Annotated in this window: 23 protein-coding genes and 10 tRNA genes; 27 read left to right on the top strand and 6 right to left on the bottom strand. The window is 45.3% G+C overall.

The features are described from left to right. Nucleotides 1–211 precede the first annotated feature (211 nt). The 22 genes from alaS (at nt 212) to luxS (ending at nt 17,259) form a co-directional block, all read left to right on the top strand. Nucleotides 212–2,794, top strand: coding sequence for an alanine--tRNA ligase (gene alaS, locus OC193_RS13145; RefSeq protein ID WP_048664498.1), 2,583 nt, complete (start codon nt 212–214; stop codon nt 2,792–2,794). A 220-nt stretch (nt 2,795–3,014) separates the two neighbouring features. After that, nucleotides 3,015–4,196, top strand: a complete 1,182-nt coding sequence (locus OC193_RS13140; RefSeq protein ID WP_080967413.1) for an aspartate kinase — start codon at nt 3,015–3,017, stop codon at nt 4,194–4,196. A 92-nt stretch (nt 4,197–4,288) separates the two neighbouring features. Continuing rightward, nucleotides 4,289–4,486, top strand: a complete 198-nt coding sequence (gene csrA / locus OC193_RS13135; RefSeq protein ID WP_004415691.1) for a carbon storage regulator CsrA — start codon at nt 4,289–4,291, stop codon at nt 4,484–4,486. Nucleotides 4,487–4,960: 474 nt separating this feature from the next. Further along, nucleotides 4,961–5,053: transfer RNA gene (locus OC193_RS13130), tRNA-Ser, on the top strand. Between the two features lie 43 nt (nt 5,054–5,096). Next, nucleotides 5,097–5,173 (top strand) — tRNA-Arg (locus OC193_RS13125). Between the two features lie 44 nt (nt 5,174–5,217). Next, nucleotides 5,218–5,310, top strand: a tRNA-Ser gene (locus tag OC193_RS13120). 89 nt (nt 5,311–5,399) lie between these two features. Further along, a tRNA-Arg gene (locus OC193_RS13115) sits at nt 5,400–5,476 on the top strand. A gap of 67 nt (nt 5,477–5,543) precedes the next feature. After that, nucleotides 5,544–5,620, top strand: a tRNA-Arg gene (locus tag OC193_RS13110). Nucleotides 5,621–5,699: 79 nt separating this feature from the next. Beyond that, nucleotides 5,700–5,776 (top strand) — tRNA-Arg (locus OC193_RS13105). A 57-nt stretch (nt 5,777–5,833) separates the two neighbouring features. After that, a tRNA-Arg gene (locus OC193_RS13100) sits at nt 5,834–5,910 on the top strand. Nucleotides 5,911–5,968: 58 nt separating this feature from the next. Next, a tRNA-Arg gene (locus OC193_RS13095) sits at nt 5,969–6,045 on the top strand. Nucleotides 6,046–6,102: 57 nt separating this feature from the next. Next, nucleotides 6,103–6,179 (top strand) — tRNA-Arg (locus OC193_RS13090). A gap of 81 nt (nt 6,180–6,260) precedes the next feature. Then, nucleotides 6,261–6,337, top strand: a tRNA-Arg gene (locus OC193_RS13085). 374 nt (nt 6,338–6,711) lie between these two features. Next, on the top strand, nt 6,712–6,969 hold the full coding sequence (locus OC193_RS13080) for an oxaloacetate decarboxylase subunit gamma (protein ID WP_004741884.1): 258 nt from the start codon (nt 6,712–6,714) through the stop codon (nt 6,967–6,969). Between the two features lie 31 nt (nt 6,970–7,000). Beyond that, the gene (gene oadA / locus OC193_RS13075) at nt 7,001–8,785 is read left to right on the top strand and encodes a sodium-extruding oxaloacetate decarboxylase subunit alpha (RefSeq protein ID WP_048664499.1); all 1,785 of its coding nucleotides are present in this window, start codon (nt 7,001–7,003) and stop codon (nt 8,783–8,785) included. A 9-nt stretch (nt 8,786–8,794) separates the two neighbouring features. Continuing rightward, nucleotides 8,795–9,925, top strand: a complete 1,131-nt coding sequence (locus OC193_RS13070; RefSeq protein WP_019825842.1) for a sodium ion-translocating decarboxylase subunit beta — start codon at nt 8,795–8,797, stop codon at nt 9,923–9,925. Nucleotides 9,926–10,097: 172 nt separating this feature from the next. Further along, a complete protein-coding gene (locus tag OC193_RS13065) occupies nt 10,098–11,051 on the top strand; it encodes an NADP-dependent oxidoreductase (RefSeq protein WP_048664500.1) in 954 nt (317 codons plus the stop codon). A 6-nt stretch (nt 11,052–11,057) separates the two neighbouring features. Then, the gene (locus OC193_RS13060; protein WP_048659376.1) at nt 11,058–11,519 is read left to right on the top strand and encodes a YqaA family protein; all 462 of its coding nucleotides are present in this window, start codon (nt 11,058–11,060) and stop codon (nt 11,517–11,519) included. Between the two features lie 9 nt (nt 11,520–11,528). Then, complete coding sequence (locus tag OC193_RS13055; protein ID WP_048664501.1) at nt 11,529–14,387, top strand: M16 family metallopeptidase; 2,859 nt, start codon at nt 11,529–11,531, stop codon at nt 14,385–14,387. Between the two features lie 99 nt (nt 14,388–14,486). Beyond that, on the top strand, nt 14,487–16,055 hold the full coding sequence (gene gshA / locus OC193_RS13050; protein WP_048664502.1) for a glutamate--cysteine ligase: 1,569 nt from the start codon (nt 14,487–14,489) through the stop codon (nt 16,053–16,055). A 10-nt stretch (nt 16,056–16,065) separates the two neighbouring features. Further along, nucleotides 16,066–16,716: a transglycosylase SLT domain-containing protein gene (locus tag OC193_RS13045; RefSeq protein WP_017629422.1), complete on the top strand. Its 651-nt coding sequence runs from the start codon at nt 16,066–16,068 to the stop codon at nt 16,714–16,716. 24 nt (nt 16,717–16,740) lie between these two features. Continuing rightward, complete coding sequence (gene luxS / locus OC193_RS13040; protein ID WP_019825850.1) at nt 16,741–17,259, top strand: S-ribosylhomocysteine lyase; 519 nt, start codon at nt 16,741–16,743, stop codon at nt 17,257–17,259. Between the two features lie 94 nt (nt 17,260–17,353). On the opposite strand, the gene OC193_RS13035 is transcribed toward luxS, so the two are convergent. Both OC193_RS13035 and OC193_RS13030 read right to left on the bottom strand, forming a co-directional pair. Next, nucleotides 17,354–18,625, bottom strand: coding sequence for an HlyC/CorC family transporter (locus OC193_RS13035; RefSeq protein WP_048666338.1), 1,272 nt, complete (start codon nt 18,623–18,625; stop codon nt 17,354–17,356). Nucleotides 18,626–18,752: 127 nt separating this feature from the next. Further along, nucleotides 18,753–19,547, bottom strand: a complete 795-nt coding sequence (locus OC193_RS13030) for a cytochrome C assembly family protein (protein WP_019825854.1) — start codon at nt 19,545–19,547, stop codon at nt 18,753–18,755. A gap of 200 nt (nt 19,548–19,747) precedes the next feature. On the opposite strand from OC193_RS13030, the gene ffh reads away from it, so the two are divergent. From ffh to rplS, 5 genes are all read left to right on the top strand, one after another. After that, nucleotides 19,748–21,142 (top strand): signal recognition particle protein, encoded by a 1,395-nt coding sequence (ffh, locus tag OC193_RS13025; RefSeq protein ID WP_010435884.1) that lies wholly within the window; start codon nt 19,748–19,750, stop codon nt 21,140–21,142. A 212-nt stretch (nt 21,143–21,354) separates the two neighbouring features. Then, nucleotides 21,355–21,603 (top strand): 30S ribosomal protein S16, encoded by a 249-nt coding sequence (gene rpsP / locus OC193_RS13020; RefSeq protein WP_004410028.1) that lies wholly within the window; start codon nt 21,355–21,357, stop codon nt 21,601–21,603. Between the two features lie 24 nt (nt 21,604–21,627). Next, the gene (gene rimM, locus OC193_RS13015) at nt 21,628–22,182 is read left to right on the top strand and encodes a ribosome maturation factor RimM (RefSeq protein WP_048615624.1); all 555 of its coding nucleotides are present in this window, start codon (nt 21,628–21,630) and stop codon (nt 22,180–22,182) included. 26 nt (nt 22,183–22,208) lie between these two features. Continuing rightward, a complete protein-coding gene (trmD, locus tag OC193_RS13010; protein WP_019826347.1) occupies nt 22,209–22,949 on the top strand; it encodes a tRNA (guanosine(37)-N1)-methyltransferase TrmD in 741 nt (246 codons plus the stop codon). Between the two features lie 59 nt (nt 22,950–23,008). Continuing rightward, nucleotides 23,009–23,362 (top strand): 50S ribosomal protein L19, encoded by a 354-nt coding sequence (gene rplS / locus OC193_RS13005; RefSeq protein WP_004735514.1) that lies wholly within the window; start codon nt 23,009–23,011, stop codon nt 23,360–23,362. 254 nt (nt 23,363–23,616) lie between these two features. On the opposite strand, the gene yacG is transcribed toward rplS, so the two are convergent. From yacG to OC193_RS12985, 4 genes are all read right to left on the bottom strand, one after another. After that, on the bottom strand, nt 23,617–23,814 hold the full coding sequence (gene yacG, locus OC193_RS13000; protein ID WP_008222354.1) for a DNA gyrase inhibitor YacG: 198 nt from the start codon (nt 23,812–23,814) through the stop codon (nt 23,617–23,619). 81 nt (nt 23,815–23,895) lie between these two features. Continuing rightward, the gene (gene zapD / locus OC193_RS12995; protein WP_017063237.1) at nt 23,896–24,636 is read right to left on the bottom strand and encodes a cell division protein ZapD; all 741 of its coding nucleotides are present in this window, start codon (nt 24,634–24,636) and stop codon (nt 23,896–23,898) included. Between the two features lie 26 nt (nt 24,637–24,662). Then, nucleotides 24,663–25,277, bottom strand: a complete 615-nt coding sequence (gene coaE, locus OC193_RS12990) for a dephospho-CoA kinase (RefSeq protein ID WP_019823817.1) — start codon at nt 25,275–25,277, stop codon at nt 24,663–24,665. A 2-nt stretch (nt 25,278–25,279) separates the two neighbouring features. After that, nucleotides 25,280–26,149, bottom strand: a complete 870-nt coding sequence (locus tag OC193_RS12985) for a prepilin peptidase (protein ID WP_048664503.1) — start codon at nt 26,147–26,149, stop codon at nt 25,280–25,282. Between the last annotated feature and the right edge of the window lie 21 nt (nt 26,150–26,170).

The following is a 26,170-nucleotide window of genomic DNA, read 5'->3' as shown; positions in this document are numbered from 1 at the left end:
CTCTCTTTTGTTGACTGAGTTTCTTCGGTACTAGGTCGTCGATTTACTTCTGCTTTTCCACGGCTAGATATAGTGGAATATTCTTCATTTTATCGAATTCCCACTAAAATCCTGCCCAAGGGTGTCTTTTCTACAAGAAAACTAGTCGAAGCCTTAACCATGATCTACAATACGGCAAAATTCTAACTCGACTATTTTCAGGAAGAGCTGCATGTACATGAGCACTGATGAGGTTCGCAATGCGTTCCTTAAGTTCTTTGAGAGCAAAGAACACCAAATCGTAGACAGTTCATCGTTAGTTCCACATAACGATCCAACCCTGCTATTTACTAACGCAGGTATGAACCAATTCAAAGATTGCTTCTTAGGCGCCGAAAAGCGTGCCTACACTCGAGCAACTACGGCTCAGCGTTGTGTACGTGCGGGTGGTAAACACAATGACCTTGAAAACGTAGGTTTCACTGCTCGTCACCACACGTTCTTCGAAATGCTAGGCAACTTCAGCTTTGGCGACTACTTCAAAGAAGAAGCGATTGGCTTTGCTTGGGAATTCCTGACTGAGACTCTTCAACTGCCAAAAGACCGTCTGCTGGTAACGGTATACGAGACAGATGATGAAGCATTCGATATCTGGAACAAAAAAGTAGGTGTTCCTGCTGACCGTATCGTTCGCATTGGCGACAAAGAAGGCGGTAAACAGTTCGAGTCTGATAACTTCTGGACGATGGGTGACACAGGTCCTTGTGGTCCATGTACTGAAATCTTCTACGATCACGGTGAGCACATCTGGGGCGGCCGTCCTGGCACACCTGAAGAAGATGGTGACCGTTTCATCGAGATCTGGAACAACGTATTCATGCAGTTCAACCGTCACGCTGACGGTACAATGGAACCGCTACCTAAGCCTGCTGTAGATACAGGCATGGGTATTGAGCGTATTTCTGCAATCATGCAGGGCGTTCACTCTAACTACGAAATTGATGTATTTCAAAAGCTAATCAAAGCGACAGCGGAAGTTGTGGGTCATGACGATCTATCTAACCAATCGCTACGCGTTATTGCTGACCACATCCGTTCTTGTTCATTCCTAATCGCTGACGGCGTTATGCCTTCAAACGAAGGTCGTGGCTACGTTCTACGTCGTATTATTCGTCGTGCAGTTCGTCACGGTAACAAGCTTGGCGCACAAGGCGTGTTCTTCCACAAACTTGTGGGTGTACTGGCTGACGTGATGGGCTCTGCGGCAGATGAACTTAAGAAACAGCAAGAGCTTGTTGAAAAAGTACTTCGCATTGAAGAAGAGAACTTCGGGCGTACTCTAGAGCGCGGCATGGTTATTCTTAATGACGCACTAGACGCACTTGAAGGCAAAGAGCTTGACGGCGAAACAGTTTTCAAACTTTACGATACATACGGCTTCCCAGCTGACCTGACTAACGATGTAGCTCGTGAGCGCGACTTTACTATCGATGAAGAAGGCTTTGAGAAGGCGATGGAAGCACAGCGTAAGCGTGCTCGTGAAGCTGGCCAATTCGGCACTGATTACAACGCGACGATCAAAGTAGATACGAACACAGAGTTCTGTGGTTACACAGCAACTGAAGGTGCTGGTGAAATCTCTGCGCTATTTGTGGACGGCGAAGAGGTATCTTCACTATCGGCTGGCGACAAAGCAATCATCATCCTTGAAGAGACACCATTCTACGCTGAGTCAGGCGGTCAATGTGGTGATGCTGGTACACTAAAAACAGCGTCGGGTCTTTTCAAAGTACAAGATACTCAGAAGCTAGGTAACGCATTTGCACACCACGGTGAGCTAGTTGAAGGTGTATTTGCTAAGGGCGATAAAGTAGAAGCAACGGTTGATGCTGAGCGTCGTGCTGCTATCTCACTAAATCACTCTGCAACTCACTTACTTCACTCTGCATTGCGCGAAGTTCTAGGTGAGCACGTTGCTCAGAAAGGTTCTTTAGTTAAGCCAGATAACCTACGTTTTGACTTTTCTAACCTTGAAGCGGTAACACCGGCACAGATTAAAGAAGTAGAGCGTTTGGTTAACGCACAAGTTCGTAAGAACCACGTGATTGAAACCAACATCATGGATATCGAGTCAGCGAAAGAAAAAGGTGCAATGGCACTGTTTGGCGAGAAGTACGATGATGAAGTGCGCGTTCTATCTATGGGCGATTTCTCTACTGAGCTTTGTGGTGGTATCCACGCAAGTAACACGGGTGATATCGGCCTATTCAAGATCACCTCTGAAGGTGGTATTGCTGCGGGTATTCGTCGTATTGAAGCGGTAACGGGTGAAGCTGCTCTAGATGCAGTAGAGGCTCAGGCTAACGCTTACGAAGAGAAGCTTGCTGAATCAGCTAAGAAAGCGAAATCTCTAGAGAAAGAAATCCAACTGCTTAAAGAAAAGATGGCTGCTGCAGAAAGCGCAAACATCATGGGCAAAGTAGAAGACATCTCTGGTACTAAAGTTTTGGTTGCTGCAATTGAAGGCGCAGACAACAAGAACCTACGTACTATGGTTGATAACGCTAAAAACCAAGTAGGTAGCGGCATCATCCTGATCGCAAACGTAGCAGACGGTAAAGTTGGCTTGATTGCTGGTGTAACCAAAGACCTAATCGGCAAAGTAAAAGCGGGTGACCTTGTTAAGATGGTTGCTGAGCAAGTTGGCGGTAAAGGTGGCGGTCGTCCAGATATGGCTCAAGCGGGCGGTACTGACGTTGAAGCACTGCCAGAAGCACTTAAATCTGTGCGTACTTGGCTAGAAGAGCGTCTTTAAGCTTAAGTAATTGATACAAAGATGCCCAATCAGTTGATTGGGCATCTTTTATTTTGCCTATTGGAAGCGTGTTTAAACAAGGTTTGATTGAGATTAACCAAGAAGTCTAATGGTGGCGTTAGACTCCTTGGTTAATTTTTTATTGCTTCGCCCTGACGCGGAGTATGTGTTTTTTTGTCATATATAGACATTGGTCTTGGGAAGGTGAGGACGGGTGAAAATGCCTCTTATCGTGCAGAAATTTGGTGGAACGTCGGTGGGTTCAATTGAACGAATCCATCATGTAGCAGAAAAAATCATTGAAGCGAAAAATGAAGGGAACCAGATTGTGGTTGTCGTTTCTGCTATGTCAGGTGAAACAAATCGGTTGGTTAACTTAGCCACACAAGTTGATAGCGTACCAAACGCTAGAGAACTGGATGTGCTGTTAACGGCTGGCGAGCAAGTTTCCATGGCCTTGTTAGCAATGACGTTACACAAGTTAGGTTATGAAGCGACATCGATGACTGGCTATCAAGCCAAGATACACACGGATTCTAATCATAATAATGCAGCGATTGAGCGTATTGATACTGCCCCGATTCAAGCACTGTTAGATGACAACCAGATTGTCATTGTTGCAGGCTTTCAAGGATTCAATGCGAAAGGCGATATCACAACATTAGGTCGCGGTGGTTCAGATACTACAGCGGTAGCGCTTGCGGGTGCCTTACAGGCGAAAGAATGCCAGATCTATACTGATGTAGATGGTGTTTACTCTTGTGATCCTAGAGTCGTGAAGCAATCTCAAAAATTAGATACTTTAGACTTCCCTTCTATGGAAGAGATGGCCCGCCGAGGTGCTAAGGTTTTGCATCTTCCGTGTGTTCAGTATGCATGGCAGCACAACGTGCCATTGCGCGTGCTTTCAAGTTTTGAACAAGGCGAGGGCACATTGATCACGGGTAATCAGTGTTTGAATGATATTGCTGGTATCGCTATTCAAAGAGATATGGTGCGTATCGAGTGTTTGAATGAAGACTTACCGTCTTTCATTTCACATTGCCAACTGTTGGGGATCGAAGTCTGTAGTGTGATCGAGGAAACAGAACGGGCAGCACTCATTATTAAACAAGACATAAGTGCCAAATTAAAACTAGTTTTTGACGAGAAAATCCGTAATAGTGAACAGGTTAGTTTGTTAACTGTGGTAGGAAGCCGAACACAAGAAATTGTGGTCAGTTCACATGGATTGTTGTCTGAAGGCGAAATTGATGTACAGCATCACTTATTGCAGCAGCAGTCTTTAACTTTGGTGATATCACCAACGCAAGTCGATATGGCTGCTAACATATTACACAATGCATACATCGTAGCGCGTGAAACACAGGGTTATCCTAAAAAAGAAGTGCATTTTGGTTAAATAAACTCAATCGATAGTTTACGAAAATATAACTTTTGTTGGATAATGCTCTCGTAGCTAGATAAATTTAGAGATTACTCAAGGAGCAAAGAATGCTAATTTTGACTCGCCGCGTTGGCGAAACACTGATGATTGGTGATGAAGTAACAGTTACTGTACTAGGCGTTAAAGGCAACCAAGTACGTATCGGTGTTAACGCACCTAAAGAAGTATCTGTTCACCGTGAAGAGATCTACATGCGCATTCAAGCTGAAAAAGGTAATGGTAACGTTGCATCTGGCAACTACTAATACTTTTGCGTAGAGAAGAGGCTAGCATTGTTGCTAGCCTTTTTTGATCTTGGGGAATCGAAACACTCATTTTGACATAGATGAGTTAGATAACGGTTCGGTCTCAAAGTGGTGAAGTGAATGCTTTGTGATGTTGTGAGATACAGACAAGGCTGAACAGAACTGTTGCTCTCTAATTTGTTTGGCAAAACTCAAGATTTATTAGCTTCCCCTATGGCGCAAATACGCATCCCGTAGTATTGTGCCAACAGCGGTAGCACTTGCTGCTGGAGAAATTAGATAATTGTTTTCGGCTGTTTATTATTGCCAATCTTTCACCTTAATTTTTAAGGAAAAAAGCGCGATTTGAATGTTATAAGTTCAATTTGCAAGCGCTTTGATTAAATAGCAAACGGTTGAGTGTTTTTGTCCAATTTTTTTCAATAAAGTGTTTGACATATTTTCGGTAAAACGTAATATGTGCCTCCGCAAGACGGTGAGGTGGCCGAGAGGCCGAAGGCGCTCCCCTGCTAAGGGAGTATGTGGTTTGTAGCTGCATCGAGGGTTCGAATCCCTCCCTCACCGCCATTTCTTGCGAGTCTAAAATTAGCAATTTAGACAATGTAAATGTGCGTCCTTAGCTCAGCTGGATAGAGTACCTGGCTACGAACCAGGCGGTCGGAGGTTCGAATCCTCCAGGACGCGCCATTCTCTCTTCTCTTACTTGTAAGTGATTTGAGAATAATGAATTAGGTGAGGTGGCCGAGTGGCCGAAGGCGCTCCCCTGCTAAGGGAGTATGTGGTTTGTAGCTGCATCGAGGGTTCGAATCCCTCCCTCACCGCCATTCATTACAGGCCGATGGCCTTTTTTTTTCTTCGTAGCAAGAAGAATGTGATATATTTCACAACTTCATTCTTAATGAATGAACACCGTGCGTCCTTAGCTCAGCTGGATAGAGTACCTGGCTACGAACCAGGCGGTCGGAGGTTCGAATCCTCCAGGACGCGCCACTATTTAAGGGTTTATTTCTTATATGAATAAAACTCCTTGTATTGACTAAGTTGATACTAAAACCGTGCGCTCTTAGCTCAGCTGGATAGAGTACCTGGCTACGAACCAGGCGGTCGGAGGTTCGAATCCTCCAGAGCGCGCCACTATTTAGGGTTTAGTTCTTATAAGAATGTGAATCCTGATATTGATAAATCGTTCGTCGAGAATTAATATCAAAACCGTGCGTCCTTAGCTCAGCTGGATAGAGTACCTGGCTACGAACCAGGCGGTCGGAGGTTCGAATCCTCCAGGACGCGCCACTCTTTAGGGTTTCCTTGTGAACTCCTGATATTGGGAATACTGATATCGAAAACCGTGCGCTCTTAGCTCAGCTGGATAGAGTACCTGGCTACGAACCAGGCGGTCGGAGGTTCGAATCCTCCAGAGCGCGCCACTATTTAGGGTTTCTTTTATGAACCCCTGATATCGGGAATACCGATATCGAAAACTGCGCGTCCTTAGCTCAGCTGGATAGAGTACCTGGCTACGAACCAGGCGGTCGGAGGTTCGAATCCTCCAGGACGCGCCACTTTTTAGGGTTTCCTTGTGAACTCCTGATATTGGAAATACCGATATCGAAAACTGTGCGTCCTTAGCTCAGCTGGATAGAGTACCTGGCTACGAACCAGGCGGTCGGAGGTTCGAATCCTCCAGGACGCGCCACTATTTAGGGCTACCTTCTTATAAGAATGAAACCCTTATATTGATCTGTTGTTAGTAACAATGAATTGATATTAAAACCTTGCGCTCTTAGCTCAGCTGGATAGAGTACCTGGCTACGAACCAGGCGGTCGGAGGTTCGAATCCTCCAGAGCGCGCCACATTATTAAAAAAGCCTCGTTTATACGAGGCTTTTTTTATGTCTGCTGTAAATTTGTTGCGATAATGTTAAATTTGTTCGTTGTTTAACTTGTTGTATTTAAAGTGGTTCTTGATTACTTCTTTGTTATTCCACCTTTCTCATATCAATTCCCAGAAAAGTCCCGTTTAAGTCACAGTTTAAATATCTAAAAATGACGTATTTGACAGATTTATGTGATCTGATAGGCGAATAATTAACCTTATGTGTGCGTTATCCGTAACAGAACCTTAAACAAAATTGACAAACTTTTACCAATCGAGATAATCCATGGGTCGGGATCACTATTCGCTGAAATCCTGTACGTATGTCAGGATGACGAAGAAAGGAAGCAACATGACTAATATTGGAAGCCTGCTAGGAGATGCGGCGACTCTAATGATAACGGGGATGTCCGTTGTCTTTATTTTCCTAACTATTCTAGTTTACCTCGTTCGGTTGATGTCAAAACTGGTACCAGAAGAAGTACCTGAGCCGATCGCAGCACCTAAAAAAATTCAAAAATCACAATCAAACCCTTCAGCTGTTAGTCCACAGGTCGTGGCAGCAATTTCGGCCGCGGTTCATCAATACCGTGCGTCTACTGCTAAGTAGCATTTAAAGGATTAAAAAGGAGTTTATGAGCATGTCTAAACCACTAGCTATCACTGATGTGGTACTTCGTGACGCGCACCAGTCACTATTTGCTACTCGTATGCGTATCGAAGATATGCTGCCAATTGCGGCAGAACTGGATAAAGTCGGTTACTGGTCACTTGAGACTTGGGGCGGCGCGACGTTTGATTCGTGTATCCGTTTTCTTGGCGAGGATCCATGGGAGCGTTTGCGTGAGCTGAAAAAAGCGATGCCAAACACACCAATGCAGATGCTACTGCGTGGTCAAAACCTATTGGGCTACCGTCATTACGCGGATGATGTAGTAGAAAAATTTGTTGAACGTGCCCATAAAAACGGCATGGATGTATTCCGTATCTTTGATGCGATGAATGACGTACGCAACTTTGAAAAAGCAGTGAAAGCAACGATCGACGTTGGTGGCCATGCTCAAGGTACGTTGTCTTACACAACCAGTCCGGTTCACAACTCAGATACTTGGGTTGATCTGGCTAAGCGTCTAGAAGACCTAGGTTGTCATTCACTATGTATCAAAGATATGTCAGGTTTATTAAAGCCTTATGAAGCGGAAGAGTTAATTACACGCATTAAAGCATCGTGTGATGTTCCTCTAGCGCTACATAGCCACGCGACAACCGGTCTATCGACAGCAACAGCGGTTAAGGCCGTTGAGGCGGGTATCGATATTCTAGACACGGCTATCTCTTCAATGAGCTGTACTTACGGCCACACGCCAACTGAAACGGTTGTGGCGATGTTAGAAGGTACAGAGCGCGATACGAACCTTAAGCTTGACCAAATTGAACCAATCGCATCTTACTTCCGTGATGTACGTAAAAAGTACGCGAAATGGGAAGGGCAGCTAAAAGGCGTCGATTCTCGCATCTTGATCGCTCAGGTTCCTGGCGGCATGTTGACTAACATGGAAGGCCAGCTGAAAGAACAAGGCGCAGCCGATCGTATGGACGAGGTTCTTGAAGAGATTCCTCGCGTACGTAAAGAGCTTGGTTATATTCCTTTGGTAACACCAACTTCTCAAATTGTCGGTACTCAAGCGGTTATTAATGTTCTAACGGGTGAACGCTACAAGAGCATCACTAAAGAGACTGCCGGTCTTCTGAAAGGTGAATACGGTCAAGCTCCTGCGGAAGTGGATGCTGAACTGCAAGCGAAAGTTCTGGATGGTGCAGAGCCGATTACTTGTCGTCCTGCTGATTTACTTAAGTCTGAAATGGATACGTTAACGACGGATCTGTTAGAGAAAGCGAAATCAGAAGGTATCTCTCTAGCTGAAGATACGGTTGATGATGTACTGACTTACGCACTCTTCCCACAAGTGGGTCTTAAGTTCCTTAAGAACCGCCGTAACCCTGAAGCATTTGAACCTGCACCAACGCTAGAAGCTGCGGCTCCAGTTGCAGCAGCTCCTGTACAAGCTTCTGGTGGTATTGAAAGCTACAGCGTGAAGGTTGATGGTCAAGTTTACGACGTTGAAGTTGGCCCAAAAGGTGAACTTACATCAGTAGCGCCATCTGCAAAACCTACTCAAGCGGCTCAAACTGCACCAGTAGCAGCTTCTGACGCTGAAGCGGTTCCAGCCCCATTGGCGGGTAACATCTTCAAAGTAAATGTTCAGGCGGGTGCTGAGGTTGCTGAAGGCGACGTTCTGCTTATCCTAGAAGCGATGAAGATGGAAACGGAAGTTCGTGCTGCTCGTGGTGGTATCGTTCAAGAACTGAATGTTAAAGAAGGCGATGCAGTTACTGTAGGCGCTCCACTACTAAGCTTAGCGTAAGGGAGTACCATGGAAGGATTGATGACCTTATGGTCTGAAACAGGGATTGCTAACTTCGAGTTCGGCCAGATCTGTATGATGCTGGTCGGTTGCTTGCTGTTGTTTTTAGCAATTCGTAAAGGATTTGAACCGTTACTTCTACTACCGATTGGTTTTGGTGCTGTATTAGCAAACATCCCAAATGCTGGGTTTACTGATCCCGGTGGTTTACTGTACTACGTTTACTACATTGGTATTGAAACGGGTATTTTCCCACTGCTGATCTTTATGGGTGTTGGTGCGATGACGGACTTCGGTGCGTTGATTGCGAACCCTAAAACATTGTGGCTAGGGGCTGCGGCTCAGTTCGGTATCTTTGCAACGCTATTTGGCGCGATCTTGTTGAACTATGTTCCAGGAATGGAGTTCTCGATGGCCGATGCTTCGTCAATTGCGATCATTGGTGGTGCCGATGGCCCAACTGCGATCTTCTTGGCGAGCAAGTTATCTCCGGATCTTTTAGGTGCCATTGCAGTAGCAGCTTATAGCTACATGGCATTGGTTCCTATTATTCAGCCACCAATCATGAAAGCGTTAACGTCTCCTGAAGAGCGTAAGATTAAGATGGCTCAACTTCGTCACGTTAGCAAAGCAGAGAAGATCCTCTTCCCGCTTGCTGTACTGCTGATGACGATTTTGTTCCTACCTTCAGCAACACCTCTAGTGGGTATGTTTTGTCTGGGTAACTTGATGCGTGAAGCGGGTGTGGTTGATCGCCTATCGAAAACAGCGCAAAACGAACTGATTAACGTTGTGACTATTTTCCTTGGTCTCGGTGTTGGTTCTAAGCTTCAAGCGGATACTTTCTTGAACTTAGAGACTCTGGGTATTCTTGGCTTAGGTGCGGTCGCGTTCAGTATTGGTACTGCGGGTGGTGTATTGATGGCGAAGGTTCTAAACCGCTTCTCGAAAGAGGACATCAACCCATTGATTGGTGCAGCTGGCGTATCAGCGGTTCCAATGGCGGCACGTGTTGTGAACAAGGTAGGTCTTGAAGCAAACCCTCAGAACTTCTTGTTGATGCATGCAATGGGTCCGAACGTAGCAGGTGTACTTGGTAGTGCGGTTGCGGCGGGTATTCTATTAGCGCTAGTCGGTTAATGGATTACTTAGGTCATGTATCGTTACGTTAATTGGTCGTCAATTTACGAATGAGCGGTTAACTTAGCCTTATTAAATGGTTTATAGTCAAAGGGATGCTTTCGCATCCCTTTCTTTTTATTAATTAGGGTGCTTGCTCACTAGGGCTTTTATCAATCAAGGAAATGTGGAAATGGAAAATAAACAGATTGCGATTACTCAATTCGGCGGCGTCGAAAACCTTAGTATTCAAACCAGTGCTATTCCTGAGCCTAAGGCTGGAGAAGTGGTGGTTAAAGTTTCCTTTTCGGGCATTAATCCGATTGATGTGAAAACCCGTGCTGGCCTTGGTTGGGCAGCAGCACAAAACAAAGACAACCTTCCTTGGGTACCGGGATACGATATTTCGGGTCAAATTGTCACGCTAGGCGATCAGGCTGAACGTTTTACGGTTGGTGATAACGTGGCGGGCTTTATTGGCTTTCCACTGCAAGGTGGCGGCTACAGCCAATATGTTTGTGTTCCAGAAGCGGCGTTAAGCATGGTTCCTGATTCTGTCACCTTAGAAGCGGCAGCGGCATTACCACTTGCTAGTCAAACCGCAGCACAAGCGCTAAACAAAGCCGAAGTGAAAGAAGGCGATCGCGTGCTTATCTTAGCGGGTGCTGGCGGCGTTGGTCACCTTGCGGTTCAAATTGCAGTAGCCGCAAAAGCCGAGGTTTACACGACCTGCAGTGAAGCCAACCTTGATTACCTTGCGACGTTAGGTGCTCACGCAATTAACTATAAGTTTGCGCCAGCGTCGGAAAGAGTTTCTGATGTTGATGTGCTGATTGATTTGGTCGGTGGCGATACCGCGCTTGATGCGTTGAAGTGCCTGAAAGACGGTGCAAGAGTGGTGACCGTTCCGACCCTATCTGCTGAGTTGATCTGCGAAAAAGCGACACTATTAGGTTTTACTGCATCAGGCATGTTGGTTGAGCCAACCCCTGAGCAAATGGACGCTATGCTCTACATGGTTAGTGTCGGATTACTCAAAACAGAAATTCAAGGTATCTACCAGCTAGACGAGGCGCAGTCGGCGCATCTACAGGTTGAAACCGGACACACCAGGGGCAAGGTGCTACTTAAAATGCAAGAAAGTTGATATGCAGTGCTAGAATTCTTTAACTCCCTTTTTGAAAATATCGCGCTGTGGTTCTCGGACTCAGCGCTGTGGGTACTCTTCATCAGTGGCTTCTTGAGTGCCACATTACTCCCCGGTGGTTCAGAAGCTAGCCTTGTGGCAGCATTGAGCCTAGATCATTTTTCCACCTCATCGATTATTCTGGTGGCAACATTAGGCAACACCTTAGGCGGCCTGACTAACTATTGGATTGGTTTGTGGTTGCCTAATCGAACTCAATCTGAAAAGCATGGTCATAAGGCTATGGCTTGGCTAAGCCGTTATGGCTACTGGACACTGTTATTTAGTTGGTTACCGATCATTGGTGATCCTTTGTGTCTGGCAGCTGGTTGGCTAAGAATGAAATTTATCCCTAGCGTGATTTTGATAGCGATTGGCAAGGCCGCTCGCTATAGCTTACTTGCTGCTATCTACTTCGGTTTTTTCTAAGGAGAACCTATGAAAAAGGTTTTACTTGGTACATTTTCTCTTATCGCCATTGCTGGCTGTTCTTACAATGTACCTAGCTCAACGCCCTTCTTTTTCTCGTTACCTGAAGGTGTCACTCTGTTAGAAGAGGTTAGGCCTTCTAAAGATAAAGTGGTGATTCCTTACACCAAGTATCAGCTTGAAAACGGCCTGACAGTGATTCTTTCCCCTGATGATTCTGATCCATTGGTGCATGTTGATGTGACTTACCACGTAGGCTCTGCTCGTGAAGAGATAGGTAAGTCGGGCTTTGCTCACTTCTTTGAGCACATGATGTTCCAAGGTTCAGAGAATGTTGGTGACCAACAGCACTTTAAGATCATTACCGAGGCTGGTGGTTCGTTAAACGGTACCACTAACCGTGACCGTACCAACTACTTTGAAACTGTTCCCTCTAACCAACTTGAAAAAATGTTGTGGTTAGAATCCGACCGAATGGGCTTCTTGTTAGATGCAGTTTCTCAGAAGAAATTTGAGGTACAAAGAGGCACGGTTAAAAACGAACGAGCGCAGAGCTACGAAAATCGTCCTTACGGCTTGATGTGGGAACGCATGGGCGAAGCACTTTACCCAGAAGGTCACCCTTACTCTTGGCAACCAATTGGTTATGTGGAAGATCTAGACCGTGTTGATGTGAATGACCTTAAGGCGTTCTTCCTACGCTGGTACGGCCCAAATAATGCGGTACTGACTATCGGTGGTGATATCGACGTTGATGACACGCTAGAGTGGGTTAACAAGTACTTTGGCCCAATCCCTCAAGGTCCTGAAGTGAAGGCGGCAGAGAAGCAACCTGCTGTTCTAACTGAAGATAAGTACATCACCTTAGAAGACAATATTCGTCAGCCGATGGTGCTTGTGGGTTGGCCAACAACGTATCGTGGTGAAGAGACCCAAGCTTCACTGAATGCACTGTCTAACGTGTTAGGTTCAGGTACCAACAGTTACCTATATCAAAATCTCGTAAAAACGCAGAAGGCAGTCAGTGCAGGATCTTTCCATGATTGTGCTGAGCTCGCTTGTACCATGTATGTGTATGCGATGGGCAACTCAGGTGAAAAAGGCGATTTGACGGTTCTTAATAAAGAGCTGATGGATACCTTAGATCAATTTTCGAAAGAAGGTGTTGAGCAAGAGCGTTTAGACCAGATCACTGGCATGGCAGAAGCGAATGCCGTTTTCGCACTGCAAAGTGTAAAAGGCAAGGTTTCACAACTGGCATCTAACCAAACCTTCTATGGTCAACCAGATCGCATTGAATCACAGTTGGATCAAATCCGAGCGGTGACTCCAGAAAGCGTAAGTAAAGCCTATCAAGATTTCATCGAAGGTAAGCACAAGGTGACCTTGAGTGTGGTGCCTAAGAAGCAACTTGATTTAGCGGTTCGTGAAGCGACCTTTACTATGCCTCCACGTACTTTGCCTGAATACAGCAAGGTGACAGAAGACCAGCTGGATTTCAGAAAAGCACCGAACACTTTTGATCGCAGCGTGATGCCAGAAGTGAACTTTGGTGTTGAAGCAACGATGCCTGATTTGTACCGCATGCACTTTGCCAACGGCACGGATTTGATTGGTACTGTGACTAGTGAAACACCGACCGTACAGCTACAGATTCAACTTCCAGCGGGCGAGCGTTATGTTCGTAAAGGTCAAGAAGGCCTAGCGAACCTAACCGCTTCTATGATGGAAGAAGGCTCGACAAAACGAACGGTTGAAGAGCTACAAGCGACACTAGATAAGCTTGGTAGCAGTGTGAGTATCAGTGCGGGCAGTTACACCACGGATATTTCAGTTTCTACGCTAGAGAAAAACCTGCCTCAAACCTTAGCGATCGTGCAAGAGGTTCTATTCGAGCCTAAGTTCGATGAGCAAGATTTCGAGCGAGTTAAGAAACAGATGCTAGAAGGCGTTGTGTATCAGCACCAGCAGCCAAGCTGGATGGCGTCTCAAGCAACCCGTGAAGTACTGTTTGGTGACAGTATTTTTGCTCGCGCGAGTGACGGCACCAAGGCGTCTTTGTCGAAACTTACCCTAGACGATGTGAAAAAATTCTATGCACAACATTATACACCAGAAGGTGCCAATATTGTTGTTGTGGGAGACATCTCGAAGAAAGAGGCAGGGAAACAGCTACAATTCTTTGAACAGTGGCAAGGCGATGCGGCACCACTAACGCGTCCGCAGATCGTCAAAGAGCTTTCAGGTCAGAACCTGTATTTGGTCGACAAACCGGGTGCGCCGCAAAGCATTGTTCGCTTAGTGCGTAAAGGCCTGCCATTTGATGCGACGGGGGAATTGTATTTGAGCCAGTTAGCTAACTTTAACTTAGCGGGTAACTTCAATAGCCGTATCAACCAGAACTTGCGTGAAGACAAAGCTTACACTTACGGTGCAAGCGGCTACTTCGCAAGTACTCGAGAAACTGGTGCAGTGGTATTCAGTGCGCAGGTAAGGGCGAATGCGACGGTTCCATCGATTCAAGAGTTTATTAATGAGTTGAACGAGTTTAGTCAGGGTGGATTAACTGACGAAGAGGTGAAATTTATGCGCCTCGCCGTCGGTCAACAAGATGCGCTTAAATACGAAACGCCAAGTCAAAAGGCTGGGTTGTTGAGTAATATTGTCGCATTGAGCCTTGATGAAGATTACCTACAACAGCGTAATCAGATAGTTGAAACGGTTTCAAAAGAGACCTTAAACGAGCTATCGAAGAAATGGTTCGACCCGAATGATTATCAAATAATCGTTGTTGGTGACGCGACTTCGCTTCGCCCGCAATTAGAAAAGTTAGATATTCCAATAGAAGAGCTTGAAATCATTCGTTAGAGTACACATTAAAGGGGGAGGGAAGAGACTCTACTTTTCTCCTCCAACCTAATTTATGATAGTTCTAATCAGAACAATATAAGATAAGTGAACTGAATTTTGACTGATTTTGCTGCGCGACTAAAGCAAGTTGCAACCAACCCTAAGACCTTCTCTCAATTCGGTCGTGGTGTTGAAAGGGAAACATTACGCTACACGGAAGATGGGCACCTTGCTACTGGGCCGCACCCTGAGGCTTTGGGATCTGCGTTGATGAACGAATGGGTAACGACCGATTTCTCTGAGTCGCTACTGGAATTTATCACGCCTGTTTCTAACGATGTTCCGACGCTTTTGAATCAGTTGTCTGATATCCATCACTTCACGCAAACCAAGTTAGACGGCGAAAAGCTATGGCCGCTTTCTATGCCTTGTTACGTTGGCAGTGAAGATTACATTCAACTAGCGCAATACGGCACCTCTAACAACGGTAAGATGAAGACGCTATATCGTGAAGGCTTAAAGCGCCGTTACGGTAGCTTGATGCAGATTATCTCTGGTGTTCACTTCAACTTCTCTTTCCCAGAAAGCTTTTGGGATAGCCTGTTTGGAGAGCAAACAGAAGAAGCGCGTTGTGAAGCTAAGTCAGATGCTTACTTCGGTTTGATTCGTAACTACTACCGCTTTGGTTGGTTAATCCCATACTTCTTCGGTGCTTCACCTGCGCTATGTTCTTCTTTCATCAAAGGAAGGGAGACAAGTCTGCCTTTTGAAAAGATTGGCGAGACACTGTATCTACCAAAAGCAACGGCACTGCGCCTGAGCGATCTTGGTTACACTAATAGTGCGCAAAGTGTATTGAAGATTGGTTTCAACAGCCTAGACCAATACCTTGAAGGTTTGAATCAAGCGATTCGCACACCATCAGAAGAGTTCGCTGAGATTGGCACTAAGGTTGATGGTGAATACCGTCAACTCAATAGCAATGTACTGCAAATTGAGAATGAGCTGTATGCTCCAATCCGTCCTAAGCGTGTGGCGAAGAGTGGTGAGAAACCATCTGAAGCACTCGCTCGTGCTGGTGTTGAGTACATAGAGGTTCGTTCTTTAGACGTAAACCCATTCAGCTCAATTGGTATCAATGAGCAGCAAGTTCGCTTCTTGGACCTATTCCTTACGTGGAGTGTACTAACAGACTCTGCCGAGATGGATAACTGTGAACTTGAGTGCTGGCGCGATAACTGGAACAAGGTGATCTTAGAAGGTCGTCAGGTTGGTTTAGAGCTGCAAATCGGTTGTCATGGTGAGCGATTGTCTCTGCAAGATTGGGCGAAGCGTGTCTTTAAAGACCTACGCTCTATTGCCGAGATGATGGACGCTGAACAAGGTGGTCGTGCATACCAAGAAACCTGCGATACGCTTGAAGCTTGGATTGATAACCCAGAGCTGACCATTTCTGGCCAGTTGCTAGAAGAGACTAAGAAGTTAGGTGGCTTAGGTAAAGTGGGCTGTGCGTTAGGTAAAACGTATGCAGAGCAGCACAAAGCACACCAATACAAAGTTTACTCAGCTGAGTTGATGGAAGCAGAAGTTCAACGCTCTGTGACTGCTCAGCAACAAAGTGAAGAAGCAAGCACTCAAGATTTTGATAGCTTCTTAGCGGATTATTTTTCGTATTTAAAAGCATAGCGAGACTTTGGTGGAAAGGAAGCAAGCCTTATTAGGTCAGCCTACTCGTGTGAGTAGTAAATGGTTACCTGTGGTGACTGTTGGTGTTGTCTCTAGCCTATTGGTTGGATGTGCAACGCCACCGCCAAAGCAGCAAGATAATTTGTGTAGCATCTTTCGAGAGCACCCTTCATGGTATGAAGATGCTTTGGATATGCAAGAAGAGTGGGGCACGCCGATTAACGTTGCGATGGCTTTTGTGAAACAAGAGAGTAGCTATCGTCATGATGCGCGCCCACCTAAAGATTACATTCTTGGCTTTATACCGTGGGGGCGTGTAAGCAGTGCCTACGGTTATGCACAAGCTCAAGATCCTGCTTGGGAAGACTTCCAAAAGGCGACCAATAACGGTGGCTCAAGAACCAACTTTGATGATGCATTGATGTTCATCGGTTGGTATACCAGCGAGACGCGTCGTCAATTGGGCATCTCACTGTGGGACCCGTATAACCAATACCTAGCTTATCATGAAGGCCGTGGTGGTTATAAGCGCAAGTCATACAACAGCAAGCCATCGTTGATTAAGGTGGCGCGCAAAGTCGAACAGCAAGCAAAAGATTATGGATGGCAGCTGAAACAGTGCCGCAAAGAACTAGAAGACAATCGAAGCTGGTTTTTCTAAAGCCAGACGTCATGGAGAAGAGCAATGCCTTTATTAGATAGTTTCACTGTTGATCATACACGCATGAACGCACCGGCAGTTCGTGTTGCTAAAACAATGCAAACCCCAAAAGGGGATACCATCACTGTGTTTGACCTGCGTTTTACTGCGCCAAACAAAGACATCCTATCTGAGAAAGGTATCCATACTCTAGAGCACCTATACGCTGGTTTCATGCGTAATCAATTGAACGGTTCAGATGTAGAGATCATCGATATTTCACCGATGGGCTGCCGTACTGGTTTCTACATGAGCTTGATTGGTACGCCTACAGAGCAACAAGTAGCTGACGGTTGGTTGGCAGCGATGCAAGACGTACTGAAAGTTGAGAGCCAGAATAAGATCCCTGAGCTGAACGAATACCAATGTGGTACCGCAGCAATGCACTCTTTGGATGAAGCGAAAGAGATCGCGAATGCGATCATCGCTGCAGGCATCTCTGTAAACAAGAATGATGAACTGGCACTGCCAGAGTCTATGCTGCAAGAGCTTAAAATCGACTAATCACTTTTCACCTTGAGTGTGGTGAGTTAGATGTTAAAAGGCCCGATTCAATGAATCGGGCCTTTTGTTTATGTGATATTCAGTGATAACTCAGTTAGCCGTTCACGATCTGTGGGAACACACGCACCTGCTTGATACGGTTCTCTTCGAGTTCAACGATTTCCATTGGGTGGCTGGCAACCTGAACACTCAGGTGACTCTCTGGAATATCTTCAAGGTGTTCCAGTATCAAACCATTCAGCGTTCTAGGGCCATCGGTAGGCAGTGCCCACTGCAAGCCTTTGTTGATGTCTCTGATATTGGCGCTGCCTTCAATTAAGAAGCTACCATCACTTTGTGGTGTGATCTCTTCAGATAAACTTGGCGCAATTGAGGTGGTAAACTCACCAACGATCTCTTCCAGAATATCTTCCAAGGTAACCAAGCCGTTGATATCGCCATATTCATCAACAATCAAACCGATACGCTGTTTATTGCGTTGAAACTTAAGTAGCTGAATGTTGAGTGGTGTCGCTTCAGGAATAAAGTAGATCTCATCCGCTGCACGCAATAGGGTCTCTTTATTGAATTCGTTCTTTTCAAGCATCAGACGGTAAGCTTCACGCAGCCTAAGCATGCCAACCACTTCATCTATTTGGTCACGGTACAGCACCACGCGGCCATGAGGCGAGTGAGTCAGTTGGCGAACGATAGATTTCCAGTCGTCATTGATGTCAATACCAGTAATTTCATTACGTGGCACCATGATGTCGTTCACGGTGACGTGCTCTAAATCTAGAATAGACACCAACATATCTTGGTGACGCTGAGGGATTAGGCTACCTGCTTCATTTACCACGGTTCTAAGCTCTTCTGAGCTTAAGTGGTCGGTCGCATCGTGGCTGGCTTTGACACCTAAGATACGAATGAAGCCGTTGGTAATGAAGTTGACCAAGATCACTAATGGTGACAGCACCTTCATCAGTATCATCAAAAGGATACTACTCGCGTAAGAGACACGTTCAGGAAATAGAGAAGCGATGGTCTTTGGTGTTACCTCGGCGAACACGAGGATCACGAGAGTCAGGGTACCAGTAGCGATAGCCACACCGATATCCCCGTAGATGCGCATACCAAGAATAGTAGCGATCGCAGATGCAAGAATGTTGACGAGATTGTTGCCGATAAGAATGAGACCAATCAATCTGTCTGGGCGGTTCAGAAGTTTTTCTACACGTTTGGCACCTTTATGACCCGTATTGGCCAAGTGCTTTAAACGGTAGCGGTTCAGGGACATCATGCCCGTTTCGGAACCAGAGAAATAACCAGAAATTACAATGAGACACGCGAGTAGCGCAAATAAGATACCCGTTGATATGTCGTCCAAAACTATTCTTTTCCTATTTGTGTATCTTGATTAATTTATGACCGAACATGGTCGAGATGTCAATTGAATGTATTGCACTCAATATTTTAAAGGCAAGGTATGTGAGACCTTGCCTTTATTTTACAGACTAGTTCAGGATGATTTCCTGAACGAAGCGACTACCGAAGTAGGCTAATGTGAGCATGCTGGCACCCGCGAGTGCAAACCACGTGACTTTTTGTCCACGCCAACCTTTCTGATAGTGACCCCATAGAAGGATGGAGTAGATAACCCAAGCGATAAAAGACAGCACAGCCTTGTGCGCTTTCCCTTGAGCAAACATATCTTGTACGAAGATGAGGCCGGTTAACAAAGTACCCGTTAATAAGCCATTACCAATCAGAATGATCTTGAAAAGCTGTCTCTCCACCATCATTAAAGGAGGTAGGTTAGGGTTGATCACCAACGCTTTTTTCTTTTTAAGTTTGTGATCTAGCCACGCGAGTTGCAGGGCGTATAGCGCGCCGATAGTCAGTGTCGCGTATGAGAATAGAGCCAAAGAGATGTGCACGAGCAGTTTTGGGTCATTCTCTAGATGTTTGATGAAGGTGCTTGGAAGAAAAGTGGCAGCCATCAAGTTCAGTGCCGCGAAGCTATAAACGACGGGTAAGATAAACCACAAACGAGTTTTGAGCATAGCGCCGCTCATAACCACAGATATGATTAAACTGATTAATGAAGCAACGTTCAAGATACTGAGGTTTTGGCCACTGGCATTAAAAATCAAATCGCCAAGCAACCAAGCATGGAAAGCTAGAGCAAGTAATGCGCTGATAAACACCGTTTTTACACGGATTCCTGTTTGGTGCACGAGACCTGGAATGATCGTGGAAATCGCCATTGTATAAAGAAAGGCTGCTGCGATCGCAATAAGACTGTCCATGGTATCCATTTAAATGATTACTAATTGGCGAATTATACCTCGCATCGCTCTTTGGGGCTATGGCGAACCTCATTCAATTCCAAGTGAATAATGTCTCACATCACAAGCACGGATGATTAACGCTCTACAACGGGTATGACTCTAATCCGCGCTAATGTATACTCACAGTAATAGTCGCAGTTTTGAGCGAAGAGAAAACTATGTTTGATAATTTAACGGATCGTCTATCCAAAACGCTGAAGAACATCAGCGGTAAAGGTCGTCTGACCGAAGACAATATTAAAGAGACGCTGCGTGAAGTGCGTATGGCGCTACTTGAAGCCGACGTTGCACTGCCCGTTGTCCGCGATTTTGTTAAGCGCGTAAAAGAAGGCGCTGTGGGTGTTGAGGTTTCTAAATCTCTAACGCCTGGTCAAGAATTTATTAAGATCGTTCAAGCTGAACTTGAAGCGGTGATGGGTGAGTCTAACGAGGCTCTTAACCTAGCAGCGCAGCCGCCAGCCGTTATCTTAATGGCGGGTCTACAAGGTGCGGGTAAAACCACATCGGTAGGTAAGCTATCTAAGCTTCTAACTGAGCGTGACAAGAAGAAAGTCTTGGTTGTATCTGCCGACGTTTACCGTCCAGCGGCGATCAAACAGCTTGAAACGTTAGCAAGCGATGTTGGCGTAGACTTCTTCCCATCTTCAGCTGATCAAAAGCCTCTTGATATTGCAAACGCTGCAATCGACCACGCGAAGAAGAAATTCTACGACGTGCTACTTGTCGATACTGCTGGTCGTTTGGCTATCGATGAAGAGATGATGGGCGAGATCAAAGAGCTTCATACTGCAATTAAACCAGTAGAGACACTGTTCGTTGTTGATGCAATGACAGGTCAAGATGCTGCGAATACTGCAAAAGCCTTTGGCGATGCGCTACCACTAACCGGTGTTATCTTGACGAAAGTTGATGGTGATGCGCGTGGTGGTGCAGCTCTGTCTGTTCGTCATATCACAGGCAAACCGATTAAGTTCTTAGGTGTTGGTGAAAAGACTGACGCACTAGAACCGTTCCACCCAGATCGTGTTGCTTCTCGTATCCTAGGTATGGGCGACGTTCTGTCTCTTATTGAAGACCTACAGAAAAACGTTGATACCGAGAAAGCAGAGAAACTGGCTAAGAAGTTCAAAGAGAAGAAAGGCTTTGACCTTGAAGACTTCCGTGAACAGCTTGGTCAGATGCAAAACATGGGCGGCATGATGGGCATGATGGATAAGCTTCCAGGCATGTCTCAGCTACCAGATAACGTTAAAGATAAAGTTGATGACAAGATGTTCAAGCAAATGGAAGCGATCATCAACTCTATGACCATGAAAGAGCGTCAACGCCCTGACCTAATCAAAGGCTCACGCAAAAAGCGTATTGCCGCTGGTTCAGGTACACAGGTACAAGATGTAAACCGTATGCTTAAGCAGTTCACCCAAATGCAGAAGATGATGAAGAAAATGCAGAAAGGTGGCATGAAAGGCATGATGCGCAACATGCAAGGCATGATGGGCGGCGGTGGAGGTATGGGCGGAATGGGTGGTGGCTTTAACCCGTTTGGTCGATAATCTACAAATGTAAGCTTTAGCTACGTTACTTTTCATAGTGTTAGCCGTGTCACAGAAAGTGTGCGGCAGCTATGTTGGTGAAAAAATAGCTAAAGCCCTTGCATTGCCCCGGAATAAGAGTAAAATTCCGGGGCTTTAATTTGGCACGAGACCCCAAGCTATTTACTTATACTTGGGGTTAATTATTTTATTAAGAAAGCAAAGAGGACGACATGGTAACCATTCGTTTGGCACGTCACGGTGCAAAGAAGCGCCCATTTTATCAAATCGTAGTTGCGGATAGCCGTAACGCTGCAACTGGCCGTTTCATCGAGAAAGTAGGTTTCTTTAACCCTACTGCTCAAGGTCAAGAAGAAGGTCTACGTCTAGACCTAGATCGTGTTAACCACTGGGTTGGTCAAGGCGCATCTCTATCTGATCGTGTAGCTAAGCTAGTTAAAGACGCTCAAAAAGCGGCTTAATTCTTTTTTAAAGAGAAATAGCTTATGTCGATGAAGGGTAAAGAAACTATGAGCGAGCAAAACAATAGAATTGTCATGGGTAAACTTGGGTCTACCTATGGTATTCGTGGCTGGCTTAAAGTGTTCTCCTACACAGACAATGCTGAAAGCATATTTGATTACAGCCCTTGGTATTTAAACCAAAAGGGTAAGTGGGTTGAGTACAAAGTTGAGAGCTGGAAACGTCATGGCCAAGGTTATGTATGTAAGCTAGCGGGATTAGATGTTCGTGAAGACGCGCAACTGATGACTAACTTTGAAATTGCTATTGACCCTGCTTCGTTACCTGAATTGTCAGAAGATGAATTCTACTGGCGCGAATTGTTCGGTATGCAAGTCTTTACTACTAAAGGTTACGACCTTGGTAAGGTCACTGACCTATTAGAGACTGGCTCGAACGATGTTCTAGTAATCAAAGCAAATCTTAAAGATGCTTTTGGCCAAAAGGAACGGTTAGTACCGTACCTTGAAGAGCAAGTGATCAAGAAAGTTGATCGCGAAGCTCGCCGGATCGAAGTTGACTGGGATCCTGGATTCTAACTCCAAATTACAGAGCGAGAGAACACATGTGGGTTGGCATTATTAGCCTTTTTCCTGAAATGTTCCGTTCTGTTACTGATTTTGGAGTAACAGGTCAAGCGGTTAAAAAAGGTCTTTTATCTATTGAGACATGGAATCCTCGTGATTTCACTCATGATAAACATCGCACTGTTGATGACAGACCTTACGGTGGTGGTCCTGGCATGTTAATGATGGTTCAGCCTTTGCGCGACGCTATCAAAACGGCCAAGCAAGCAGCACCGGGAAAGACGAAAGTTATCTATCTTTCACCTCAAGGTCGTAAACTCGACCAGAAAGGTGTTGAAGAGCTGGCAACAAACGAGAATTTACTTCTTATTTGTGGTCGCTACGAAGGGGTAGATGAGCGCATCATTCAATCTGAAGTTGACGAAGAATGGTCGATTGGAGATTTTGTGATGACGGGTGGCGAACTGCCAGCCATGACGCTGATTGATTCAGTATCTCGGTTTGTTCCGGGTGTACTTGGAGATTTCGCTTCAGCAGAAGAAGATTCTTTTGCAAATGGTTTGCTAGATTGTCCTCATTATACGCGCCCTGAGGTGCTAGACGATAAAGATGTGCCATCGGTACTCAAGTCTGGAAACCATAAGGACATTCGTCGCTGGCGATTAAAACAATCGTTGGGCCGAACTTGGCTAAGAAGACCAGAACTCCTGGAAAACCTAGCTCTGACTGACGAACAGGAACAATTACTGGCTGAATTCATTAAAGAGCAACGCTCTTAACGAAAAGCAAGCAGTAACCTATTAAATTTAGTATCAGTTTATTCTAGGAATTTATACAAATGAGCAACATCATCAAGGCTCTTGAAGAAGAGCAACTAAAATCAGACCTTCCTAAATTCGCACCAGGTGACACTGTTGTAGTTCAGGTTAAGGTTAAAGAAGGTGACCGTGAGCGTCTACAGGCTTTCGAAGGCGTTGTAATCGCTATTCGTAACCGTGGTCTACACTCTGCATTCACAGTTCGTAAGATCTCGAACGGTGAAGGCGTAGAGCGTGCGTTCCAAACTCACTCTCCAATGGTTGATAGCATCGAAGTTAAACGCCGTGGTGCAGTACGTCGTGCCAAGTTGTACTACCTACGTGAGCGTTCTGGTAAGTCAGCTCGTATTAAAGAGAAGCTTACTAAGAAGTAATTCTTTTTGCATTCTATCGATAAAAGCGGAGCCATTTGGCTCCGCTTTTTTGTGCCTGCTATTTAGAGTTTGAAAGTAAGATATCTCCAACTCGCTCGTCCCTCGCTCTTGAAGATGACGGACTAAAACGAAACTCACATTTAACCGTTATTCCCTAGACTGACGAAGGAAGGAGTAGGGAATCTCTACTAGCGCCATGCTATAGGTAATAAAAAAGGATTGACGTTAAACGCCAACCCTTCAAAATTTACTCGCTAGTACTGGTCTTCCGACCAACCATCGCTATCCGACATATCAGGTGCGCCAGCGATGCTGTTCTCTTCATCAGCCCATTCACCGAAATCAATCATCTGACATTGCTTGCTGCAAAACGGGCGGTGCGGGCTTTGTTCACCCCATTCAACGTCAGTATTACATTGAGGGCATTTAACGATGGTGATTTTGTTCGACATAGTGATTCTTAATTAGAGGGTATTGTAAGAAAGAGTTTAGGCTCGAGTGAGGACTCAAGCCAAACTATAAAAGGAATTTAATTAGGTGCAGATCGCCAATTCAAATTCGATGTCTTGAGTACAGGCTTGCCCAGTTTCAAAGCTCATGAACTTAACAGCAAAACGGTTTTTGTGACCCGAGATCATCGGGTAGGCACCGTATTGCATTGGAATAGAAAGGCGAAGGATATTCGCTTCATCGGCATCGCTCTGGAAGAAGCCAGCACGAGCGATTTGCTCTTTAAAGTGGCCAGTCTCTCTGGTGAGCTTCAACCACAGTGTTAGCGCTTCATACAGAGGTTGTAAGCTATCCATCCAAGCTTTAGCATCTCTCATTCTTTTATCGAGAGGAAGGTGCAGCCAATAATGCAGTGCCGGTAAATCAAAGCAGCATGAGCCACCTGGAAGATTAAAGCGTTGGCGAATCGCACTCAGGAAGCGGTCTTCTTTAAGTGATTGCCCAAAACGCTCTGCCTGCATCAGATCACGATAGATATTACCAATGTCATTGAGCAGCGATGTCAGCATTTCTTGATCGACACCTTCAACATCTAACCAGCTTTTGTAGGTTACACGTTGTTTCTCAATATCTTTTGCGAGTTCGCTCTTGAGTTGGATCTGTTCGAAGATTTCAATCAGATCAAAGATGGAACGGAAAAAGAGTTGATACTGTTGAGCATCGGAAAATGTAGAAGACAAGTGTAGTTGCCTCAAGAGCGATTCGACTCTTAAGTAGATGCGTGTTTTCTCATTTAGAGGATGTTCAAATTTATGGGTGATCATCGAGCAAACCTTCATTCAACATTGTTCTATTCTGACCCATCTACAGCACTGATTGCCAGATACTTTTGATGTAAATCTGTGATTTGAGGCAAAAGTTCTTGGTTTTTAGTATGGTTTTTAATCACGTCATCTGCAACTGCTAAGCGTTGTTCTCTTGAAGCCTGTGATTTTAAAATTGATGCAACTTGTTCCCTAGAAACATTATCACGACTCATCGTTCGTTCTATTTGCACTTCTGCTGGCACATCAACGATTAATACGCGATCGGTCATGCCTTGCATTTGGTTTTCAACCAATAGCGGTGCGACTAATAAACCATACGGGGATGTGATTTTAGACAGGTCACTGTCAATTTTCTCACGGATCATGGGATGAAGAAGATCATTGAGCCATTGCTTCTCTTTTGGATTCGAGAAGATCAGCTCACGTAGCCTACTTCTGTTGAGTGTTCCATCTTCAAGCAAGATAGACTCACCAAAGTGTTCTGTAATCTGTTTTAAACCATCACTGCCCAGTGCGACCACTTCACGTGCCACGATATCAGCATCAACAATATCAATATTAAAATGCTCATTGAACAGGTTAGCGACGGTGGTTTTGCCACTGGCGATACCACCGCTTAATCCGATAATGATTGCCATGGTTAAATTCCTAGTACAGAAGTGAAATACCAACCCATGATGTCGTTACCCCAAATCAAGCTTACCCAACCCGCAATCGCAAGGTAGGGGCCAAATGGAAAGGCTTTATCTATGCCTTGCTGTTTCAAGCGAAGTTGAATCAAACCAAACACAAGTCCAACAAGCGAAGATAAAAGGATGATCATCGGTAGGTGCTGCCAACCAAGCCATGCGCCAAGCGCAGCCAGGAGTTTGAAGTCACCGTAACCCATGCCTTCTTTGCCTGTCAGTAGTTTGAACAACCAATAAACAGACCACAGCGCTAGGTAGCCAGCCATTGCTCCTACAACTGAGTCTTGAAGTGATACAGGGCTGATATTAAACAGTGCGAAAGTGATACCAGACCAAACCAAAGGCAAGGTGATTTGATCAGGCAACAACATAGTATCGAGATCGATAAAGGTCGCGGTAATCAGTGCGAAGGTGAAAAAAATCAAAGTAATGGCGTAGTAACTGAAACCAAAGTGGCTAGCAACCATTGTGCAAAGTATTGCGGTAAGCAGTTCGACCAAAGGGTAGCGAGCACTGATTGGATTCGCACAGCTGTGGCACTTCCCCTTTAAGAACAACCAGCTTAAGACTGGAATATTGTCGACGATTCTTAATTGGGTTTTGCATTTAGGGCAGGTTGAACGAGGAATGCTGAGATTAAACTTTCCTTCTGGTGCTGGAATTTTATATTGAGAGAAATATTCCGAGCACTCTTGTTGCCACTCTCGTTCCATCATTATCGGTAAACGGTGTATGACTACGTTGAGGAAACTGCCGATAAGAAGGCTAAAAATGAAAGCTAATACGGGGAATAGCCAAGGATAGTAGTGAAATACTTCCATAGTGTCCTTTACCACTTAATC

Source organism: Vibrio crassostreae (assembly GCF_024347415.1).
GTDB classification, from domain to species: domain Bacteria; phylum Pseudomonadota; class Gammaproteobacteria; order Enterobacterales; family Vibrionaceae; genus Vibrio; species Vibrio crassostreae.
Note: the sequence above shows the minus strand (reverse complement) of the source record. Positions and strands in the feature narration are given on the sequence as shown.